The following is a 19,913-nucleotide window of genomic DNA, read 5'->3' as shown; positions in this document are numbered from 1 at the left end:
GCCTCAGCCCTGGTGCGCTCGTGTGACTGCACCTCTGGTTGCCCCAGTTGTGTGGTCAGCGCCCACTGCGATCGCGGCAACACCCGCCTGGACAAGGTCCGAGCAATCGAGGTCCTCGACCTGATCGCACGATGACGCCTCGAGCATCATGGTGGCCTCGGCCGAGAGCTTCCTGTTGGCCAGTAGTGCTCCGAACAGGCCCAGCGATGTGGGAGGGCCGTAGACCACGGTGACCGTGACCACAGCTCGAGACTGCGAGCCTCGGCTCAGGTTCACCGAGAGCCTGCCCGGGTCGAGTGAGGTCGAGCCCAACGCCGCGGCACGAACCATCGACTCGTCACCTCCGACAGCGGCCGCACGCGCACCTTCGCGGGCGGCGTGAACCACCATCAATTGATCACGCCAGAGCAACCCGACCTGCAGCACCGCCAACGCGATGAACAGGATCGGGCCCAGCACCAGCGCCAATTCGACGGTGGCCTGGCCGTCGTCGTCTGCGGTCTGCATCAGCCGGCCGCTCTGACCAGACCGTCGAACACAGCGTCGAGCAGTGAAGAAACCTTTCCGGTACCTGCGGCCCAGGCGGCGGCTAGGCCCACCACCAGCGCGACGACTCCGGTCACGAGGGCGTACTCGGCCGTGGCCTGGCCGGCCTCGTCCTTGGTGCGTTGTCCGGTGGCGGGCGTTTCGCCGACAACACGGGCAGGCGCCCCGCTGTCTTGTGCGACTTCTTCGAGCATTGATCTGGTTCCCTTCGTTGGGAGGATGTGGAAGGGGGAAGTGGGGTTTGGGGATCGTGGCGACCGGTGCTGAGGCCTCATGGTCCGAGCACGGCCAGCAGCGACGGCACGACGGCAACGAGCGCGAACGCAGGCAGATGGCACATAACGAGAGGACCGCTGAGCCACACCGACAACCTGCGCGCCCGAGCAGTCAGTTCCTGCGAATCGAGCCGGCGCAGATCGGCGCCGATGCGATCGAGTTCGGCGGCCAAGGGCCGGCCCGAGGCCGCTGCATCGGCCAGGGCGTCGAGCGCCAGGCCCAGAGGGGTGGCCGGGTCGATTGCGGCCAGCCTGACGGCGTCGGTTGCACTGGTGCCCAGGGCCAAAGCTCTTTCGACAGGCGCCAACAACTCACTGCGCTCGGGGGGAGAGAAGCGGACACAACGCCCCAGGGACTCGCCGAGGCTGGCGCCACGCCGGGCCGATAGAGCCAGCAGATCGATCAGATCAGAGGCTTCACAAGCCCGGAGGGCCGGCCGGGCACGGCTTCTGCGGAGGCCGGTGGCCACGCGCCTGCGCAATGCCGGCGGCAACCACACCCAGATGGCCCAGGCAACCCCCGCCCACAACATCGAGGTCATACCGAAGCCTCGACCTGGGTTATCAACCGCAACGACCAGGCGGTGCCCACGAGCGACAGTGCAACTCCGGCGCTCAGCACCGTTGCGGCCAACGTCGCGTCGAGGTGAGGGTCGAATATGCCCGCTCGGCCGAAGAATCCGAACGCGACACCAGCCAGGGGCACGAGCGCCATCAGGAGGGCAGACGCTGTGGCTTGAGAGGCCTGTGCAGAAATCTCCGAGCGCCTGAGCCTGCGCTCGCGCATCGCCACCGCAGCACCCAAGAAGGTTGGCTCGGCATCTGACATGCGTTCGGCGGCCAACTCGATGGTGGCGCCGACGAAGCGCACGTCTGGGTCGGCGTGCGACCGCAACGGCTCGGTGGCCAGCTGATACGGCGCCCCGGCCTCGAGCCGGCCGACTACGTGACCCAACTCGGCGCCCAGGCCCGGCGCCAGGAGCGAAGCCCCTCTGAGCGCATCGGCCAGAGGCAAGCCGACCCCGAGGCTGGCCCCGGCGGCCTCGACAAACTCTGGCAACGCCTTACGAGCCCGCATCCGAGATCTGCGTTGTGCAACAGCACGCGCGATCTGGAAGCCAACCGCGACGTCGAAGGCCAGCAGCCCGAGCCAAATGGCACCCGACGCCGCGAACGCTGCCGCACCCGCAGCCGGGGGTATGAGCCGATGAGTGCGTGTCGCCGCCAGAGCCAGCACCCCGGCAACAACGGTCATCGGCGGAATCCGAGCCTGAACTCGGCCACATCGACAATGGCTCGGCGACCGTCTGGACAGCGGCCGAGCACCACCACCTTGTCGAAAGCCCTGGACAGCTGGTCGACGCCGGCGTCGTCGAGTGGACCCTCGACCCCCGCCCGGTAGAGAGAGGTCAGCCTGGCAGCTGCCGCGTGGGCATCTCCGGCATGTATCGAGGCCAGGCCGCCCCGGTGACCGGTGGAAAGGGCATGCACCAGATGGGTCGCCTCGGCGCCACGCACCTCACCAACGACGATGCGGTCGGGCCTGAGCCGCAGCGCCACGCGCACCAGATCGCCGAGGCCCACCGTGGGGTTGATGCCATCGTCGCGGGCCACCAGGCGGGCCACATCACCATGGGAGGTGACGATCTCGGCGACGTCCTCGATCACGACGACGCGCTCGCGTGGGTCGACCGCATCGAGTAGAGAGCCGATGAGGGTGGTCTTGCCGGCGCCGGTGACGCCTGCGACCAGGATCGACGAACCCTCCCCCACCAGCTCCAGGAGTTGGCCGATCAAACCCGACCGAGCTTCGACGAACGAGCCGATGCCGGCGAGGTCGGTGCGGCGTCGCCGGATGGCAACCACCGGGCCTCGCACTGCCACCGGCGCAACGACGACGGTCACCCTGTGACCCGACGGCAGCGAACTCTCGATCACGGGCGAGCGCACGTCGGGCCGGCGCCGGGTCAATGCCGAGATTCGGTCGACGAGAAGGCGCACACCGTCGGCATCGAGCACCACCGACGAAACCTCCAGCGATCCGTCGCGCTCGACCAGCACCGGGCCCGGGCCGTTGATCAACACATCCGAGACCGTCGGCTCGCCGAGCAAGGATTCGATCTCGCCCAAACCGAGCACGCGACGCCGTACTGCGGCGACCACGCTGGCCAATACGGGCTCAGAAGCCCATGGAGCGAACGAGCGGGCCAGTTCGGCCAGAGCCGAAGGATGTTCGACCCCATCGATTGCGGCACGGCGGTGAACGGCCGACACCAGCACGGATATCTCGCCGAACCCGGCATCGACACCGTCGAGCGGTTCGCTTGCAGCGACCACGCGGAGACTCCTCTTAGAGAGACGACTTCAACAGTGGGGGAAGTTGTCTGGAGGAGGAAGTTGGGTCAGACCCTATCGGGACACTGTGACGGTGACACGGCGGAGCGTGCGAGCGTGAACGTGGCGGAGGTGGACGGGAATCGAACCCGCCGGACGGGGATCACCCGTCCCACCCGCTTTGAAGGCGGGGGAGCCCACCAGGCGCTCGGACACCTCCCCGACCACGTTCGCTCGATTGGCCGAACAAGTTCGGCTGGGAGGCTCGACCGTAGCCCCGAATCAGACCGACAGGAGGTCTCGGGCACCGGTGTCGCTGGATGGATGCCTGAGCTTCGACATCGCCCGGGCCTCGATCTGGCGGATACGTTCGCGGGTGAGGCTGAAATGCTCACCGACCTCTTCTAGGGTGCGCGGCTCGCCCCGGTCGAGACCGAAGCGCAGCTTCAGGATTTCGCGCTCGCGCTCGTCGAGCGGGGCGAGAAGGCGGTTGATCTCTTCGGGCAGCAATGCCGTGGCTGCAACCTCGAACGGAGACTCGGCCGAGCGGTCCTCGACGACGTCGCCCAACTCGGCATCGCCGTCTTCGCGCAATGGCTCTGACAACGACAGCGGTTCGGCGGCGAACCGCAGGGCCTCGGTGACCTTGTCTTCTGGCATCTCGACCTCGGCCGCCAGCTCGGCCAAGGTGGCAGGGCGGCCCATCTTCAGCTCCAGGCGCGAGCGGGCCTTCTGCAGCCGGGCCAGGGTGTCGCCCGCGTGAACCGGAAGCCGAATGGTGCGGCCGGTATTGGCGATGCCGCGGGTGATTGCCTGGCGGATCCACCAAGTGGCATAGGTCGAGAACTTGAAGCCCTTGCGCCAGTCGAACTTCTCGACTGCGTGCATGAGCCCGAGGTTGCCCTCCTGGATCAGGTCCAGCAGAGGAAGGCCAGATGCCTGGTACTTCTTGGCGATCGACACGACCAGCCGCAGGTTGGACTGGACGAAGGTGCGCTCGGCCTCTTCGCCGGCACGAGCCGCCTTGCGGAACTCGCGCTTCTTGGCTGCGGTGAGCGGCTTGCCTTCCTCACAGGTTCCACGATCGAGGACCTCGCGAGCCTCGTTGCCGGCTTCTATCGCCTGGGCGAGCCGGACCTCGTCGTCCTTGGTCAGCAGCGGGTACTGACCAATGTCGGTGAGATACAGCCGGACGAGGTCTTCCTCATCCCGTTCTACCCGCTCCTTGGCCACGTGGTATCGCTCCTGTGAAGGCAGTCACTCTGCTCGTGTCGGTACCCTACCGAGACCGCACCGATTCGACACGAAACGATAGCGATCCAGTGCCGCACCAACACGGCCCCGCATCACATGCCCGCCGCCTTTTGGGAAACCCCCCGGCGACGGCCACGCGTTCAGGACAGATCGGCGAGTTTACCAGCGCGATGGAGCAATTCGCGGGGACACGCCGCCATTTGGTCGTTGCAGCCAGGCGAAAACGCGTACAGACCGGCACCAGTGGTGCCGGTCTGTATCCGAACGGAACGATCAGATTCAGGCGAGAGCGCTGCAGACCGTGTCGGTCATCAGGGCGGTGATGACGTATGGATCGGCGTTGGCGTTGGGCCGGCGGTCCTCGATGTAGCCCTTCTGGTCGACGGCGACCTGCCAGGGGATACGAATCGAGGCGCCGCGGTCGGAGACGCCGTAGCTGAACTGGTCATAGCGCTGGGTCTCGTGGGCGCCAGTGAGGCGGTCCTCGATGCCGTGGCCATAACCCGTGAGGTGCTTTTCGGGAACCCCTTCGGCGCCCAGGGCCTCGCAAGCAGCGATGATGGGCTCGTAGCTCTCGCGCATGGCCTTGGTGGAGAAGTTGGTGTGCATGCCGGCGCCGTTCCAGTCGCCCTTCATCGGCTTGGCGGCAAGGCTCATCTCGAGGTCGTACTCCTCGCCCACCCGATAGAGGAGGTAGCGGGCGATCCACATGTGATCGGCGACGGTGAGAGTGTCGGCCGGGCCGATCTGGAACTCCCACTGACCGGGCATGACCTCGGCGTTGGTGCCAGAGATCATCAGGCCCGCATCGATGCAGAGCTTGGTGTGCTCCTCGACCAGTGGGCGGCCGTGGATCTTCAGCGCACCAACGCCGCAGTAGTAGGGGCCCTGCGGTGCGGGGAAGCCGTTCGGCGGGAACCCTGCCGGCCAACCCGTGCGGGGGTCGATCATGGTGTATTCCTGCTCGAGGCCGAACAGGGGTTCCTGATCGCCGTACTTCTCGAAAGCCTCACGGGCCTTGGCACGGGTGTTGGTGGGGTGCGGGGTCTCGAGGTCGGTGAGGAAGGTCTCGCACATCACGATGATGTCGTCGCCGCCACGAATCGGGTCTGGGCAGCTGAACACCGGCTTCAAGACGACGTCGGAGTTGTCGCCGGTTGCCTGGTTGGTGCTGGAACCGTCGTAGCCCCAGATGCCGGGCTCGGCGCCGTCCTGGAGGATCCTCGTCTTCGAACGGATCTCGGCAGTCGGTTCCGTGCCATCGATCCACAAGTATTCAGCGCGATACGCCACTGCACGTCCTTAGTTGTGTGGGGGTCGAGTTCGTAGGTCGAACGCCGCAGACGTTCACTGCGACGGCCAAACTGTAGATCGGACCTGATTTCGTGAACATTGCCCGAATGTGAACGCAGTGTGAACCGATGGCCGGGGCCTTCCAAGAACCTGACGGATGGGTCGACAATGTGCGCCATGGAACGCCAAACCGAATACGTCATGCGCAAGGTGGAGGACCGCGGGGTGCGCCTGGTCCGCCTGTTGTTCACAGACGTGCACGGTCAGCTCAAGTCTCTGAACATCGGCCCGGCCGAGCTCGAGGCGGCGTTCGAGGAAGGCATGCTGTTCGACGGCTCGTCGATAGACGGATTCAGCCGCATCGCCGAAGAAGACGTTCTGGCCCGCCCAGACCCACACTCGTTCCAGCTGCTCAGCTGGACCGACAACGACGAGCGGGTCGCCAGGATGTTCTGCGACATCGACCGGGCCAACGGTGAACCGTTCGAGGGCGATACCAGGCAGGTTCTGCGCCGGCAACTGGATCGGGCCAGGGAGGCCGGATTCACGTTCTTCGTCGCCCCCGAACTGGAGTACTTCCTGTTCGAGAAGGGTGACCCCAGCCAGCCACTGGTTCCGCTGGACCAGGGTTCGTACTTCGACCTGACCACCGCAGACGTCGCCAGCTCGATTCGTCGGCGCACACTCCAGGCGCTGGAGAGCATGGGGATCAGCGTCGAGTACTCGTTCCACGAAGACGCCCCCAGCCAGCACGAGATCGACCTGCGCTATACCGACGCTCTGACCATGGCCGACAACGTCATGACCTTCCGCTTGATCGTGAAGGAGATCGCCATCGAACACGGCGTGCACGCCACGTTCATGCCCAAACCCATGGCGGCGCATCAGGGCTCTGGAATGCACACACACCTGTCGCTGTTCCGTGGCGACGAGAACGCCTTCCACGACCCCGACGACCCGATCGGGCTGACCCCGGTGGCCAAACAGTTCATGGCCGGTCTGCTGCGCCACGCACCCGACATAACCGCCGTCACCAACCAGTTGGTGAACTCTTACAAGCGGTTGGTTCCCGGTTTCGAGGCCCCGGTTTCGGTGTCATGGGCTCGGTCCAACCGGGCCGCTCTGGTGCGCGTGCCCTCGATAAAGAAGGGCAAGGCCGAGTCGGCTCGGGTCGAGTACCGCTCGCCAGACCCGGCGTGCAATCCGTATCTGACGTTCGCGCTGATACTGGCGGCCGGCCTCGACGGGATCGAGAACCAGATGGAACTGGGCCCCGAGGCCCCAGCCGATCTGTTCAAGATGGATCCAAAGCAGATGGCTGCGGCCGGCTATACCCCACTGCCCGACTCGCTGGGCGCCGCCCTCGACAAGCTGGAAGCATCCGAGCTGGCCAGAGACGTCCTTGGTGTTCATCTGTTCGAGTGGTTCGTCCGCAACAAGAGAGCCGAGTTCGCCACCTACAAGTCGCAGGTGACCCAGTTCGAGCTGGATCGCTACCTGCGCAACGTGTGAGGCTGGCAACCAAGTGGAACCGATTCTCGTCTACCCCTCACCGCCGCCGCCCGAGCTGGCTCGCAGCCTGGACCTCGCCGGCTATTCGTGGAAACCCGTCGCCGACGAGTTCGATGCGATTCGATCCGAGCCCGACGACGGCTGGTCGGGGGCAGTGATCTCAGCCGACGCTGTCGAGACCACCGACGAGGCGTGGGGCGTTTGCCGAGCGCTGCGAAGGCGCGACGACGCAGCCCCACCCTTACTGCTGCTGGTTCGCGGCAACCAGCTGGACGAGCTGGAGATGCGCGACGAGCTGTTCGACGACTTCTGCCTGGCCCCGTTCCACCCCCGTGAGCTGGAGGCCAGACTTCGTCACCTGTTCCAGCGCGAGGGCACGGCCGGCTCGGGCGAACTGGTCGAATATGGGCCGCTGGTGCTGAACCTCGAGACGTACGAGGCCGCCGTTGAGGGTCACCCGATCGACCTCACCTACATGGAATACGAGCTGCTGAAGTTCTTGGCCAGCCACCCCGGCCGCGTCTTCACGAGAGAAGTCCTGCTGAACCGGGTGTGGGGCTACGAGTACTACGGCGGCGCCAGGACCGTCGACGTGCACGTGCGACGTCTGCGATCGAAGCTGGGCGAAGAGAACGCCAACCTGATTCAGACCGTGCGCTCGGTGGGCTACAAGTTCGGCCAGTCGCGCTGGGCCCGAGATCAGTAGTTGGTTTCGAGCAATTCGCTGTCGGCGTGGCGTTCGGCGGCGTCGTTGTTCAGGACGCCGCCCAGAAGCGCTGCGACGATCGACATGCTGGCGACGATGATCACCGGGGCGACCAATAGCAGCACGACGATGATGATTCCTCCGAGCATGGCGACAGTCTAGCTCTGCTGGCCCACGTAGGCCCACGCCTCGATTTCGACCAGGCCGCCCAGTGGCAGGGCAGCAACCGCGATGGCCGATCGGCTGGGCTTGTGATCTCCGAAGGCCTCGGCGTAGATGCCGTTGATGGTGGCGAAGTCCGAGATGTCGGTCATGAACACGGTGCACTTGGCAACGTCGCCCATGGTGGCGCCCGCCGACTCGAGAACCGAGGCCAGGTTGACGAGAGCCTGGCGGGCCTGAGCTTCGACCCCCTCGACCAGGGCACCGTCGCTGAGTCCGAGCTGACCCGAGACGATCACCCAGTCACCGGCACGGTGGAACAACGAATAGTGCGCTACTGGCTTGGACATGGGTGAACCTCTGGTCGCGTCGGTCGGATGGAGCAACAGTAGCGGCGACCCGGCTAGGTCGCTGCGCTGACGGGAATGGCCTGGGGACGCCCTGCCTGCGCCCAAGCCGCCGACGCGACTGCACAGAACACCGCCTCGCCGACGGCCACAGGCGCGGCGTCAGAGTTGACGATGTCGACGTGAATCGGTGGGGTGTCGACTGCGCGAAGCACCCCGAACGAGCGGATGGTCAGGTCCTGGACCTCGCCTTGTGAGTCGACGGCCAGCGCCTCAGAGCCGACGAAACCCAACGCCTGGTGAGCGGCTCCGATCGTGTACGACCGCAACACCACCGGGTCTAGGGGTGCTCCGGCCGAGACCACGAGGTGGACTCCATCGGAGTCGACAGCAGCCCTGCACCACGCGCCTGAATCGAGGGTGACGGTCACCTCGTGGTCGTTGCGGATTGCGGCCATTGCCATCTCGAGTTCGGCTCTGATCGCCCCGCGGACATGTATCGATGTCGGCGGACCCGACACCTCGACCGGCTCGACCACAACGCCTGGAGCGATCGCGGCCACCAGGCCTTCGACCCCGGGCGTGGCTGCCACCCTGAGCACGCCAGACATGTCGGGCCGCAGCCCGAGGGCCAGCGGGGGCCGCTTGGCACCCCTGCGCACGACATCTTCACGGTCGTAGAGAACCCGCACGGGGCGACCGTGTTGGGTAGCAAGCTCGGCGGCAACGGCCCGAAGGTGGTCATCGACCTTGGCTCCGAACGCACCACCGTTGGTGAGGGGGCCGACGGGAACCCCTCCGGGCTCGCAGTAGACAGCATCTGGCTCGAGGTAGGCGGGCTCGGTCCAGCAGGTCTGCAGGGCGGCGGCCCAAGGGCCGGCCGGCAACTCGATCGGGGGCGTCGGAACAACAGACGAGCGCCGACCCTGCACCTTGCCCATGGCGGCGCGGGCCTCGCTTATCGATTCGGCGACGATCCACGAGTCTCCAGAAGGCAGCGCAACCAGGGAATCGCGACTGGCCAGGTCGTCGGCGAATCCTGATCGGCCTATGGCCACCGAAGGGCCGACCCTTTGAGGTGCGCCGCCCTCCAGCTCGGCCCGCCGTGACGCGGCTGCCACATCGCGGTCGTCTGGCTGCGTGGCACCTTGGGCCACCAGCGCCGCAGCCTCACGAATGGGCAACCAGCCCGTACACCTGCACAGATGCCCCAGCAGGGCCTTGTCGACCGTGCCGCGGTCGGTGAGATCGGCGCCCTTGGCCGCCGCCCCCTCCAGCCGGCAGATGATGCCAGGGGTACAAAAGCCGCACTGGCTGCCGCCGGTCGCAAACATTGCGTCGGCCCAAAGGTCGCGCCGCTGGGGCTCTATGCCCTCGACGGTGGTGACGGAACGTCCGCGTATGCGACGGGCCGGTGTCACGCAAGACACCCGGGGAGCTCCGTCGACCAGCACCGTGCAGCAACCACACTGGCCCTGTGGCGAGCAGCCGTCCTTGACCTCGATGCGGCCCAGCTGATCGCGAAGCACCTCCAGCAGGCTGAGCCCCAGATCGGGTACTTCGACCGGTTGGCCGTTCAGCTGGAAGCCGAGGCGCGCACCGTCGCTCACTTGGCGAGCAGCTCGCGATGGCGCGGATCGGCCGTCACGTGCCCGGCAGCGAACGAGCAAAGGGGCGTGATGGTGCGTCCTTGTTCGCGAAACATGTCGAGCATGCCGTCGAGTAGGCGAGCCGCGTATCCATTGCCACGATGTGCGTGCACCGTCTCGACATGGGGCACCACGACATTGTCGCCGTCGGCGTGAAACTCGGCGAAGCTGACCAGCTCACCGTCGCGCGTCAGCTCGAAGCGGCCGCGTGCCGTGTTCTCGAACAGGCCGAAGCCCGAGCCTTCAGCTGAAGCTGTTGCCACAACCACACGTGCGCTGGGCGTTCGGGTTGTCGATCGCAAACCCAGAACCCATCAGGCCGTCTTTGAAATCGAGGGTTGCGCCCTCGAGCAGCTGGGCGCTCATCGGGTCGGAGACGACCTTGACACCATCGAACTCGATGGCCATGTCGTCGTCGGCGAACTCAGAATCGAAGTACATCTCGTAGGAGAAGCCAGAGCACCCGCCGGGCCGCACAGCCACGCGCAGCGCCAGACCAGGCTCGTTCTCTTCCTTGATGAGCTCGCCGACCTTGCTGGCGGCACCTTCGGTCAGAGTGATCATCGAAACCTCCGATGGAGAAGCTCTTTGGGTGTCCCCGAGTGAAGGAAGCCTACCGGCACCGAGCCGCACCTCCACAAGCCGAAACCCTCGACACGAACCGACTCGAGAGCGGGAGGCGAACCAGCCCGTGCTCGGTACATTCCATTCATGGCCGAGACGAACGCCGCCACATCAGACGACGTCATCGCGATCCTCCGAGGGGTGATGGACCCCGAGCTCAACGACAACATCGTCGACTTGGGCATGGTCAGGGGTGCCGAGATCGCAGGCACCGAGGCGATCATCACGATCGCTCTCACCACCGCAGGGTGCCCGCTGCGCGCAACCATCAAGCGCGACGTGCAGCATCGGGTCGAAACCCTTCCCACCATCGACAAGGTCTCGCTGGTCTGGGACGAGCTCACCGCCGAGGAAAAGGCCCGAACCATGGAGCGCGCCCGCGCCAAGGCGCGCGAGGACGCCACACCAACGCGTGTACCCACCAACACTCGGGTGCTGGCAATCGCATCGGGCAAGGGTGGCGTCGGCAAGTCGTCGGTCACCGTGAACCTGGCTGCGGGCCTGGCTGCCCGGGGTCACTCGGTCGGCGTTCTCGACGCAGACATCTGGGGCTTTTCGGTGCCCCGCATGCTGGGGGTCAGCGACCGGCTGGAAGCCGAACGAGATCAGCAGTCGGGCCGGCCGGTCATTCGCCCCGAGACCACCCAGATCGGCGGCAACACCTTGCAGGTCGTGTCGATGGGGTTGCTTGTCGACAGCGAGGAATCGGCGCTGATGTGGCGTGGCCTCATGCTGGCCAAGGCCGTGGAACAGTTCCTGAACGACGTCGCCTGGGGCCCGATGGACTACCTGCTGATCGACATGCCTCCCGGCACCGGCGATGTTCAGATGGCGCTGGCCCGCCTGCTGCCCCAGGCCGAGATGGTGGTGGTGACAACTCCCGCGCGGGGGGCCCAGAAGGTCGCCACAAGGGTCGCCGACATGGCCCGCCGCAGCCACATGCCAGTAATAGGCGTCATCGAGAACATGGGCGCATTCGTGACGCCCAACGGCGAGACCTACGCCTTGTTCGGCGAGGGCGGCGGGCGTCGCCTGGCCGACGAGATCGGCGCTCCGCTGATCGGCTCGATACCGCTCGAAGCGGCCGTCAGCTCGGGAGGTGATGCCGGCAGCCCGGTGGCCATCGATGGTCAGGGGCCAGCCGCTGTGGCCATCCGCGACATCGTCGAGCAACTGGCAACCGAGATCGCGCCACCCAACGACCTGGGGGGCTGCAGCGCTCGGATGATGGCCGCCGTCGAGGCCGCCCTCGACGCCCTCGACTGAACCATCGAGGGGCCGTCGCGCTCAGCCGGCCTCGTCGAAACCGTCGTCACCGGGCAGCAGCGGAACGAGCTGGCCGTCTCGCTTGACCAGTCGGGGCATGATCGCCGGGATATCGCGGCGCTTGGCGACGTCGGCCATCAGGTCGTCGACGGTGTCGAACCGGGCCACGTCTTCGAGGTTCTTGATAGTGGGAAAGATCATCTCGAACTCGCCCTTACGCTGACGTTCGAGGGCCACCACCGGCGAGATCCAGGCGCTGTCGACCGTTTCGCCACCGTCGTGCAGGGGCGTCTGGCCCTCGGGCATGCGGGCTACGAAGAACCTCGTATCGAACCGGCGGGGCGGGCCCTCAGGGGTGATCCAGTGGCTGAAGTAGCCAACCTGGTCGACCTCGAGCTGAAGCCCGCGTTCGCGACACAGCTGGGCCAAACGCACCTTGCCGTCGTAGACGTCTTGGCGCGCAGATGCCCAGAACTCGGCGTCGGCGTCGAGTGCCACATGGCGACCGTCGCCATCGCGGGCCAAAAGCACACCCGCCTCTTCGAACGACTCGCGGATCGCGGCCACGTACTGGGCCAGACCGCCCGACTCGACACCGAGCCTGAGACTGGCCTCAGAGTCCGAGAAGCCTCCACAGACACCGGCCAGACCCGGATCGGTCTTGTCGGACTGGTCCACGGCACCTCCCGGAAACACATAGGCGCCGCCGACGAAGTCACTGTTGAGGTTGCGGCGCAGCATGAACACCTCGATGCCCGCGCTGGAGTCGCGTACCAACAAAACGGTCGCCGCCAGGCGCGGCACCAACTTCTCGGCACTGGGTGTTTCGGCCATCAGATCTCCTCGATATCCCAAATGACCCGGCGGGTGAACCGGCGAGCCAGCATCTGGCGTATCGCCGCCCGGATCGGGGGAATCAACAGTGACAGGCCCAGCGCATCGGTGAGGAATCCGGGGGTCAGCATCAGTGCACCGGCCACCAGGATCAGCACGCCGTTCATCAACTCGTCGGTGGGCATCTTTCCCTGGGCGAGCTGTTGACGCATGCGCATCAGCACACCCATGCCCTGGAACTTGACCAACCAAGCCCCGACAATGCTCACCGCGATCAACAAACCGAGCGTCGGCAGGACACCCACCGACGACCCGACCTGAATGATCACCGCCAGTTCGAGAATTGGCACGATGATGAAGGCCGCGAGCAGAACCGCGAGTGACGACATGACCTGACCATATCGTCGGGGCATTGTCAGTTTGCCGACGCGCTCCGTAACCTCGTGCCCGTGCGACCACCCTCCGTCGACGCCATCGCCCGATCCCGCGCCGACAGCGTGCTTCCTCACCCACTGCTGGTCGACGCCGCCCGCGCTGCGATCCGCGACGGCGCACACGAACGGTTCGACGAATACGTCACGACAGCCGAGCGCAACCTCCTGACCAGGGTCGTCAACGCCACCGGCGTGCTGTTGCACACAAACATGGGGCGCGCACCTCTGGCCATCGAGCGGGCGGCCGGCTACTCGAACCTCGAACTAGACCTGCAGACCGGCGAGCGGGGCAGCCGCCAGGACCGTGCTGGCGCCTTGCTGGCTCGTGCCTGCGGCGCCGAGGCAGCAATCGTCGTCAACAACTGCGCGGCTGCGGTGATGCTGGGGTTGGCAGCGGTGGCCCGCGGTGGAGCTGTGCCGGTATCTCGGGGTGAATTGGTCGAGATCGGCGGCGGATTCCGGGTTCCAGAGGTCTTGGAACAATCTGGATGTCGTCTGATCGAGGTGGGCACCACCAACCGCACCCGCATCGGCGACTTCGAGCGGGCGCTGGAAACCAACGACGATGTCACCGCGGTGCTGAAGGTGCACCCCAGCAACTATCGCATCGAAGGATTCAGCGAGTCGGTGTCGGTGCGCGCCCTTGCCGATCTCGATCGACCCCTCATCGTCGATCTCGGCAGCGGGTTGCTGGACGAGTCGTGCCCGTGGCTCGAACATGGACGACCCTCATGGCTGCTCGACGAGCCCGCTGTGCGACAAACCCTCGAAAGCGGCGCCGACCTGGTGATGTTCTCGGGCGACAAGCTGCTGGGCGGGCCACAGTGCGGAATCATCGCCGGCAAGGCCGAGTCGGTCGCGGCGTGCTCGCGCCATCCGCTGATGCGCGCGCTGCGGCCGGGCGACCTGACCATCGACGCTCTTCAACAGATAGCGCTGGCCTACCTGAGACGCCAGGGGAACCAGATTCCCTTCTGGGCCATGGCCACACGGCCCGTGGCCGAACTCGAGGCACGGGCAGCCGCAATCGTGCAAGCGGTCGGCACGGGAAGGGTCGTGCAGTCGCAAGCGGCACCAGGCGGTGGTTCGCTGCCCACCGCAACCATCCCGTCGGCTGCAATCGAACTGCCGGGTGATCACACCCAAACCTTGCGGGCCCACCCGACACCGGTTGTAGCGCGGGTGCACGAGGGGCGCACGCTGCTGGACCTGCGCACCGTCGACCCCGAAGAAGACGACATCGTGGCCCAGGCGCTGACCACGCTGGCGTAGCCCGCCGGTCGCCCACTGCCGACGCCTAGAGTCGTCTCGATGCATGTCGTAGCCACAGCCGGGCACGTCGACCACGGCAAGTCGACCCTCGTCAGGGCGCTGACCGACATCGACCCAGACCGCCTGGCCGAAGAAAAGGCCAGGGGCCTCACCATCGACCTGGGCTTTGCCTGGACACGCCTGCCCTCCGGGCGCGGCATCAGCTTCATCGACGTACCGGGCCACGTTCGCTTCATCAAGAACATGCTGGCCGGCGTGGGAGCGGTCGATGCTTGCATGTTCGTCGTTTCTGCCGTCGAGGGCTGGAAGCCTCAATCAGAAGAGCACCTGCGCATCCTCGAGATGCTCGACATCGCGTCTGGTGTGGTCGTGTTGACCCAGGCCGGCCTGGTCGACCCCGACCTGCTCGAGCTTGCCCACCTGGACGTCACCGAACACCTCGAAGGAACGTTCCTCGAGCAGGCACCCGTAATCGCCGTCGACAGCATCGAACGCACGGGCATAGACGACCTGATTTCGGCTCTCGACGACCTGACCGCAGCCGTCCCCACAGCGGCCGATCTCAAGAGGCCCCGAATGTGGATCGACCGTGCGTTCGCGGCCAAGGGCGCCGGAACCGTGGTGACAGGAACGCTCACGGGTGGCGTGCTTCGCGTCGACGACGAGGTGGTTGTCGAGCCCGGCCAGCGCCGGGCGCGCGTGCGGGCGGTGCAGTCGCAGGGTGCCGAGCGAACCAAGGTCGGGCCCGGCAACCGTGTGGCCCTCAACTTGTCGGGCCTCGACCGCACCGAGGTCAAGCGCGGTGACGTGGTCGTATTCGATCGTCAGTGGCACAGAAGCTCGCGGGTCGACGCCGAGCTGCGCGTGCTGGAGGGCATCGACCACGAAGTGTCCAGGCGCGGCGCGTACGCCATGTACCTGGGCGCGGCCGAGATCCCGGTGAAGATGCGGATTCTGGGGCCGTCGGCTTTGCTGCCAGGCAACACCGGAGCTGTTCGCCTGCATCTCGATCGCCGTTTGCCGCTGCTGCCGGGTGACCGCTTCGTCATCCGCGAGTTCGGCAGGGAAGAGACCATCGGCGGCGGTCGCATCCTCGACGTGGCACCGGTGCTGCCGGCATCAAAGGCCGCCCCCGACATGAGCGTCAAGCGAGTGATCTTCGAGCGAGGCTGGGTCGACGTGGCCGAACTCGAGCTGTTGACGGGTCAGCAACGGCAGCCGGATCTGGGCCGCTGGGCGGTCGACCCTCGGCTGCTGAACGACCTCACGAGTTCGGTCAAGCAGCGCGTCCAAGACAGTGGCGACCGAGGGGTCGATATCGCTTCGTTCGACGACCGCGAACGTGTGGTTCTGGAGACCTTCGAAGACGTGGTCGTCGAGTCGGGTCTGGCGCGCATGGCCACCGCGGCCGACGCGTTCTCGGATCATCCGTACGTCACGGCCGTCGACGCCTCACCGTTCAGTCCGCCAGACCCCGAAGGAGTGCCTGGCGACGAGCTGCGGACCCTGGTGCAGCGAAAGCTGCTGCTGCACATCGAGGGCCGATATTTCACGCCGACGGCCATCGAGAAGGCTGCTGCGGAGATCGCCAGGATGTTGGCAGATCAACCCGAGGGCATCACGGTGTCGGAAGTTCGCGAGCGGCTGGGGAACACGCGCAAGCACGCGCTTCCACTGCTGGCGCACCTGGACTCGACCGGAGTCACGAGAAGGCGCGGCGATGTTCGCATCGCCGGCCCGAGGTTGCCCCAGTTGTGATTTGCGGCGGTCGCCGCAGACCTAGACCGCTCTCAGGTAGCGGCGACGCTCGAGCTCGTTGTGACCACCCCAGATGCCGTGCTGTTCGCCGATGTCGATCGCGTATTCGAAGCAGGCCGATCGAACTGAACACTCGTCACAGATGGCCTTGGCGCGCCGTTCGCGCTCGAGCTTTTCGGCCTTGCGTTCATGCCGAGGCGGCGGGAAGAAGACGGCGGCCTGAGGCCCCCGGCAAGCCGCCCTGACCTGCCAATCGAGGTTTTGCGCTGCAACCAAATCCGGGCTCCCCCCAAATCGCGTTTCGATGTGTCCCCATCCGCGAATCTACCCAGCGTGTGACCGATTCCACAAGGGTTGTTTGGGCCCCTGCCAAGGTCAGCTTTTGTTGCGCATCTCGCGATAGTCGCGCGCGCCGCCGGTCTCGGGCTCGACCTCCAGGATGGTGCCGTGGATGGCGACCACACGGGCCACATCGCCTTCTCCGATGGGGGTCAAACGATTGGTTCGCGCCCGCCACTTGGCATCGCGCACCTCGACGACACCCTCGGGATCGATGCTGCTGACCGCCTTACCCATGAGCCCGATCATCCACTCGCGACCGATGGTGGTGGTCGAAAAGCGCGTCCGAACCAGAGCCGGCATTCCCGACAGCACGAACGCCACGGTGAGGCCGATGCCAGACAGCACCGGAAGCCATCCGATGCCGTAGCCGGGCAGCAGCGTGAATGTCCCCACCACCAGGGTTATGCAGCCGACCGCGGTCCAGAACCTCGGCACACCGGTCTGGATGTCGATGGCGAACGCCAACGAGGCGACGATCAGCAGGATCAGCCCAGTGGGAGACGCGCCGAGCACCCCCAGGCCATAACTCGACAACAGCAGCGAGACCGCACCGACGACACCGGCGACACCTATCCCGGCGGTATAGAAGTCGAGCAGGATCATCATCAGCCCGATCAACAACAGCAGGTAGGCGACGGGTGGGCTCGCGACCGTGTGCATGAGCTGGTCGAGCAGCCCCAGGCTCGAGAACCTGACCGTCACATCGTCCAGCAGCTGGCGCTGAGGAACCTCGGCATCGGGATCGGCGATCTCGGAAAGGGTGTCGGTGAGGTTGGCGTCTTCCAGGTAGAGCACCATGTCGCCGATGGTCGGAGCGAAGGCATCGACCATGCCCGCCTCGATGGCTGCGACGTCCTCGGCGCTGCGATCTACGTAAGAGTCGAACGGCGCTGGAAGGTCGATGTCGAGATCATCGCCGACGTCGCCGATGCGGCTGCCGGGTGCTATGCCCGAAACATCCGCGGCAGACGCCAGCAGAGCCGATGCACCCAGTGCGTCCGAGCCGGCTTGGCCCACCCACACGGCGACCAACACCGGCGAAGAGTCGATGCGGTCGAGCAGTTCGACGAACTCGTCGGTGCCGACCGTTGCGCCCGGGCTGTTCAGCTGGATGATGACCGCGGTGGCGCCTTCGCTTTCGGCTCGGTCGAGGTGGGCGTTGATGGACGCGACCTGGATCGGATCGATCAGCCCGCTGACCTCGAGCACGTCGATGTAGCGCCGCTGCGGCTCCTGGGCACCCGCTGGGGTGGCACCGATGAGCACCGTCGCCAACAGGGCGCACGTGAGTGAGATGAGTGTCGCTAGCCTGAGCAAGCCGAGGCCTCCGGAGATCGTTTGGTGCCAACGAATTACATCGCCGACTCGCAAGTCGTCATCGTCGCCGGAAAAGGCGGGGTCGGCAAGACCACGATCGCCGGCGCTACTGCGGTCGCTGCAGCCGAGGCCGGCCGCGATGTCCTCGTAGTGGAGGTCGACGGTAGCCGAGCCATGCGTCGTCTCCTCACAACTCCCGACGCGTCGTCGGATCCACAGCCCACGCCCACCCACGGCGATCGCCTGCTGATAGCCGCGATCGACCCCACCGAAGCCCTCGCTCTGTACCTCGAAGAGCACGGCTTGGGCCGCTTCGGAAACAGGTTGGCCAAGTCGGGCACGCTCGAACTGATCGCCACGGCCACGCCTGGCATCCCCGACCTCGTCCTGCTGGGCCGCCTGCGTCAACTCGCCGATCAACACAGCGACAGGCTGGTTGTCGTCGACGGCCCCGCGGCCGGTCACGCCATCGCTCTGTTGAGCACCCCGGCCGACATCATCGACGCCGTGCGCAGCGGCCGTTTGAGAGATCAGGCCGAGAGCTCGCATGCGTTCCTCAGCGACCATGATCGCGTCAGCGTCAACCTGGTCACCCTTCCGCAGACCACACCGGTGAACGAGACGATCGAAACCGCATTCGCCATCGAGGAGCGGCTGGGTGTGAGGCTCGGTCCGCTGGTCGTCAACATGGTCGAGCGCCCTCTGCCGCAGGGCGCGGGCCGGTCTCTGTCACAGCGATTCCTGGCCGAGCGCATCACATCCGAAGACGCCGAGATGCAGCGTCTGAGGTCGCAACTGCCGCTTCCGACCGTGATCGCGAGCCGACTCGACTCGGCTCCGGCTGCCGCCGCCGACCTGGCCGATCTGGTCGCAGAACTGGGGGCGGCATGAGCTCGACGGCCGACGACGACCCCGTCGCAGACGTTCAGGGCATCGATCTCGATGGCGTCGAGGTGCTGGTATGCGTCGGAAGCGGAGGGGTCGGCAAGACCACCACCGCAGCCGCTTTGGCCATCGTGGCCGCCGACCGTGGCAGGCGAGCGGTCGTCATCACGGTCGACCCCGCACGCAGGCTGGCCGACGCGTTGGGCCTCACCGGGGGGCTCACCGACGAACCCCAGAAGCTGACCGACACGCCGGCGGGTGGCCAGCTGTGGGCGATGATGCTGGACCCGCGCGCCACATTCGATCGCGTGGTGGCCGCCGAGGCGTCTGCCCAAGAGGCTGCCAGGATCTACGCAAACGGGCTGTACAACAACTTCGCCGATGGGATGTCGGGAACCCACAACTATCTGGCCACTGAGGAACTCTTCCGCCTTTCCAACGACGATCGCTTCGACCTGGTTGTGGTCGACACGCCGCCGTCGACCACCGTGCTCGACATCGTCGATGCGCCGCGGCGCCTGGTGAGGCTGATCGACAACCGGATCTATCGGGTGCTCAGCGGCCGAAGCACCGGAGTGGTTGGCGTCATGACCAAGGTCGCAAATCGCTTCGTGCGCTCGCTTGCGTCCGTGGTCGGCGCCGACGTCATCGAGGACGCCGTCGAGTTCTTCGGCCTGTTCAAACCGCTCGAGCAGGGCTTCAAGAACCGGGCGCTGGCCGTCGAGGAGTTGCTGGCGGGTGACGTCACCAAGGTCGTACTGGTCACGACGCCCAGGCCGGATGTGGTCGCCACCGCCAGTTCGCTGGCCCAGGACCTCGAGGCGAGATCGCTGATGCCCGACACCGTCGTGGTCAACATGGCACATCCCGACTTCGGCGAAGACCCCGCCGAGTTCGAGTCGGACGCCGACGTGTTGGCGGTGACCCGCCTCGCTCATCGGGTCTCGGCAGAGCATGCCGCCGTGCAGCCCCTGAGCCAGTTGATCGGCGTTGGTCGGGGCGGCGAAATGTTGTGGGTACCAGCCCTGTCCGGTGACGTTCACGACACCGAGGGCCTGCAACACGTGGCGTCGCACCTCGGCGCGGGCGACTACCCTTTGTGA

At 66.1% G+C, this 19,913-nt stretch carries 23 protein-coding genes and 1 tRNA gene; 7 read left to right on the top strand and 17 right to left on the bottom strand.

The window, feature by feature from the left end; all coding sequences use genetic code 11:
- Positions 1–3 precede the first annotated feature (3 nt).
- The 8 genes from R2770_13225 to glnII form a co-directional block, all read right to left on the bottom strand.
- Positions 4–507, bottom strand: coding sequence for a pilus assembly protein (locus R2770_13225; GenBank protein ID MEZ5281417.1), 504 nt, complete (start codon positions 505–507; stop codon positions 4–6).
- Positions 507–740, bottom strand: coding sequence for a hypothetical protein (locus R2770_13220; protein MEZ5281416.1), 234 nt, complete (start codon positions 738–740; stop codon positions 507–509). The genes R2770_13225 and R2770_13220 overlap by 1 nt, the downstream gene beginning before the upstream one ends.
- 77 nt (positions 741–817) lie before the next feature.
- Entirely contained in the window at positions 818–1,363 is a 546-nt protein-coding gene (locus R2770_13215; protein MEZ5281415.1) for a type II secretion system F family protein, read from the bottom strand.
- Complete coding sequence (locus tag R2770_13210) at positions 1,360–2,076, bottom strand: type II secretion system F family protein (GenBank protein ID MEZ5281414.1); 717 nt, start codon at positions 2,074–2,076, stop codon at positions 1,360–1,362. The genes R2770_13215 and R2770_13210 overlap by 4 nt, the downstream gene beginning before the upstream one ends.
- Positions 2,073–3,158 carry an ATPase, T2SS/T4P/T4SS family gene (locus tag R2770_13205; GenBank protein ID MEZ5281413.1) on the bottom strand — a complete coding sequence of 362 codons (1,086 nt, stop codon included), beginning with the start codon at positions 3,156–3,158 and terminating at the stop codon, positions 2,073–2,075. The genes R2770_13210 and R2770_13205 overlap by 4 nt, the downstream gene beginning before the upstream one ends.
- A gap of 121 nt (positions 3,159–3,279) precedes the next feature.
- Positions 3,280–3,375: transfer RNA gene (locus R2770_13200), tRNA-Sec, on the bottom strand.
- A gap of 62 nt (positions 3,376–3,437) precedes the next feature.
- Entirely contained in the window at positions 3,438–4,388 is a 951-nt protein-coding gene (locus R2770_13195; protein MEZ5281412.1) for a sigma-70 family RNA polymerase sigma factor, read from the bottom strand.
- A 300-nt stretch (positions 4,389–4,688) separates the two neighbouring features.
- Positions 4,689–5,702 carry a glutamine synthetase GlnII gene (gene glnII / locus R2770_13190; GenBank protein MEZ5281411.1) on the bottom strand — a complete coding sequence of 338 codons (1,014 nt, stop codon included), beginning with the start codon at positions 5,700–5,702 and terminating at the stop codon, positions 4,689–4,691.
- Between the two features lie 177 nt (positions 5,703–5,879).
- On the opposite strand from glnII, the gene R2770_13185 reads away from it, so the two are divergent.
- A complete protein-coding gene (locus R2770_13185) occupies positions 5,880–7,214 on the top strand; it encodes a glutamine synthetase family protein (GenBank protein ID MEZ5281410.1) in 1,335 nt (444 codons plus the stop codon).
- Positions 7,215–7,227: 13 nt separating this feature from the next.
- A complete protein-coding gene (locus tag R2770_13180) occupies positions 7,228–7,920 on the top strand; it encodes a response regulator transcription factor (protein ID MEZ5281409.1) in 693 nt (230 codons plus the stop codon).
- Here the strand turns inward: R2770_13180 and R2770_13175 are convergent.
- The 5 genes from R2770_13175 to erpA are packed head-to-tail and all read right to left on the bottom strand — an operon-like array spanning position 7,914 to position 10,642.
- The gene (locus tag R2770_13175; protein ID MEZ5281408.1) at positions 7,914–8,069 is read right to left on the bottom strand and encodes a hypothetical protein; all 156 of its coding nucleotides are present in this window, start codon (positions 8,067–8,069) and stop codon (positions 7,914–7,916) included. The two genes, R2770_13180 and R2770_13175, sit on opposite strands and share 7 nt — an antisense overlap.
- A gap of 9 nt (positions 8,070–8,078) precedes the next feature.
- On the bottom strand, positions 8,079–8,432 hold the full coding sequence (locus R2770_13170; GenBank protein MEZ5281407.1) for a Rid family hydrolase: 354 nt from the start codon (positions 8,430–8,432) through the stop codon (positions 8,079–8,081).
- Positions 8,433–8,485: 53 nt separating this feature from the next.
- Positions 8,486–10,039: a 2Fe-2S iron-sulfur cluster-binding protein gene (locus R2770_13165; GenBank protein MEZ5281406.1), complete on the bottom strand. Its 1,554-nt coding sequence runs from the start codon at positions 10,037–10,039 to the stop codon at positions 8,486–8,488.
- Positions 10,036–10,341, bottom strand: coding sequence for a GNAT family N-acetyltransferase (locus R2770_13160; protein MEZ5281405.1), 306 nt, complete (start codon positions 10,339–10,341; stop codon positions 10,036–10,038). The genes R2770_13165 and R2770_13160 overlap by 4 nt, the downstream gene beginning before the upstream one ends.
- Positions 10,322–10,642 carry an iron-sulfur cluster insertion protein ErpA gene (erpA, locus tag R2770_13155; GenBank protein MEZ5281404.1) on the bottom strand — a complete coding sequence of 107 codons (321 nt, stop codon included), beginning with the start codon at positions 10,640–10,642 and terminating at the stop codon, positions 10,322–10,324. The genes R2770_13160 and erpA overlap by 20 nt, the downstream gene beginning before the upstream one ends.
- A gap of 147 nt (positions 10,643–10,789) precedes the next feature.
- On the opposite strand from erpA, the gene R2770_13150 reads away from it, so the two are divergent.
- Complete coding sequence (locus R2770_13150; GenBank protein ID MEZ5281403.1) at positions 10,790–11,968, top strand: P-loop NTPase; 1,179 nt, start codon at positions 10,790–10,792, stop codon at positions 11,966–11,968.
- A 21-nt stretch (positions 11,969–11,989) separates the two neighbouring features.
- On the opposite strand, the gene R2770_13145 is transcribed toward R2770_13150, so the two are convergent.
- A complete protein-coding gene (locus tag R2770_13145) occupies positions 11,990–12,802 on the bottom strand; it encodes a hypothetical protein (GenBank protein MEZ5281402.1) in 813 nt (270 codons plus the stop codon).
- Entirely contained in the window at positions 12,802–13,191 is a 390-nt protein-coding gene (locus tag R2770_13140; GenBank protein MEZ5281401.1) for an FxsA family protein, read from the bottom strand. Before R2770_13140 ends, R2770_13145 begins: the two co-directional genes overlap by 1 nt.
- Positions 13,192–13,251: 60 nt before the next feature.
- On the opposite strand from R2770_13140, the gene selA reads away from it, so the two are divergent.
- On the top strand, positions 13,252–14,508 hold the full coding sequence (gene selA / locus R2770_13135; protein MEZ5281400.1) for an L-seryl-tRNA(Sec) selenium transferase: 1,257 nt from the start codon (positions 13,252–13,254) through the stop codon (positions 14,506–14,508).
- A gap of 39 nt (positions 14,509–14,547) precedes the next feature.
- Positions 14,548–16,266: a selenocysteine-specific translation elongation factor gene (selB, locus tag R2770_13130; GenBank protein ID MEZ5281399.1), complete on the top strand. Its 1,719-nt coding sequence runs from the start codon at positions 14,548–14,550 to the stop codon at positions 16,264–16,266.
- 21 nt (positions 16,267–16,287) lie between these two features.
- Here the strand turns inward: selB and R2770_13125 are convergent, their stop codons facing one another.
- Complete coding sequence (locus R2770_13125; GenBank protein MEZ5281398.1) at positions 16,288–16,542, bottom strand: WhiB family transcriptional regulator; 255 nt, start codon at positions 16,540–16,542, stop codon at positions 16,288–16,290.
- Positions 16,543–16,641: 99 nt separating this feature from the next.
- Positions 16,642–17,874, bottom strand: coding sequence for an NfeD family protein (locus R2770_13120; GenBank protein ID MEZ5281397.1), 1,233 nt, complete (start codon positions 17,872–17,874; stop codon positions 16,642–16,644).
- A 75-nt stretch (positions 17,875–17,949) separates the two neighbouring features.
- Between R2770_13120 and R2770_13115 the strand changes: the two genes are divergently transcribed.
- Both R2770_13115 and R2770_13110 read left to right on the top strand, forming a co-directional pair.
- Positions 17,950–18,816, top strand: coding sequence for an ArsA-related P-loop ATPase (locus R2770_13115; GenBank protein MEZ5281396.1), 867 nt, complete (start codon positions 17,950–17,952; stop codon positions 18,814–18,816).
- A complete protein-coding gene (locus R2770_13110) occupies positions 18,813–19,913 on the top strand; it encodes an ArsA-related P-loop ATPase (GenBank protein ID MEZ5281395.1) in 1,101 nt (366 codons plus the stop codon). The genes R2770_13115 and R2770_13110 overlap by 4 nt, the downstream gene beginning before the upstream one ends.

It is taken from the genome of Acidimicrobiales bacterium, assembly GCA_041394185.1.
Taxonomy (GTDB): Bacteria; Actinomycetota; Acidimicrobiia; order Acidimicrobiales; family Poriferisodalaceae; genus JAAETH01.
Note: the sequence above shows the minus strand (reverse complement) of the source record. Positions and strands in the feature narration are given on the sequence as shown.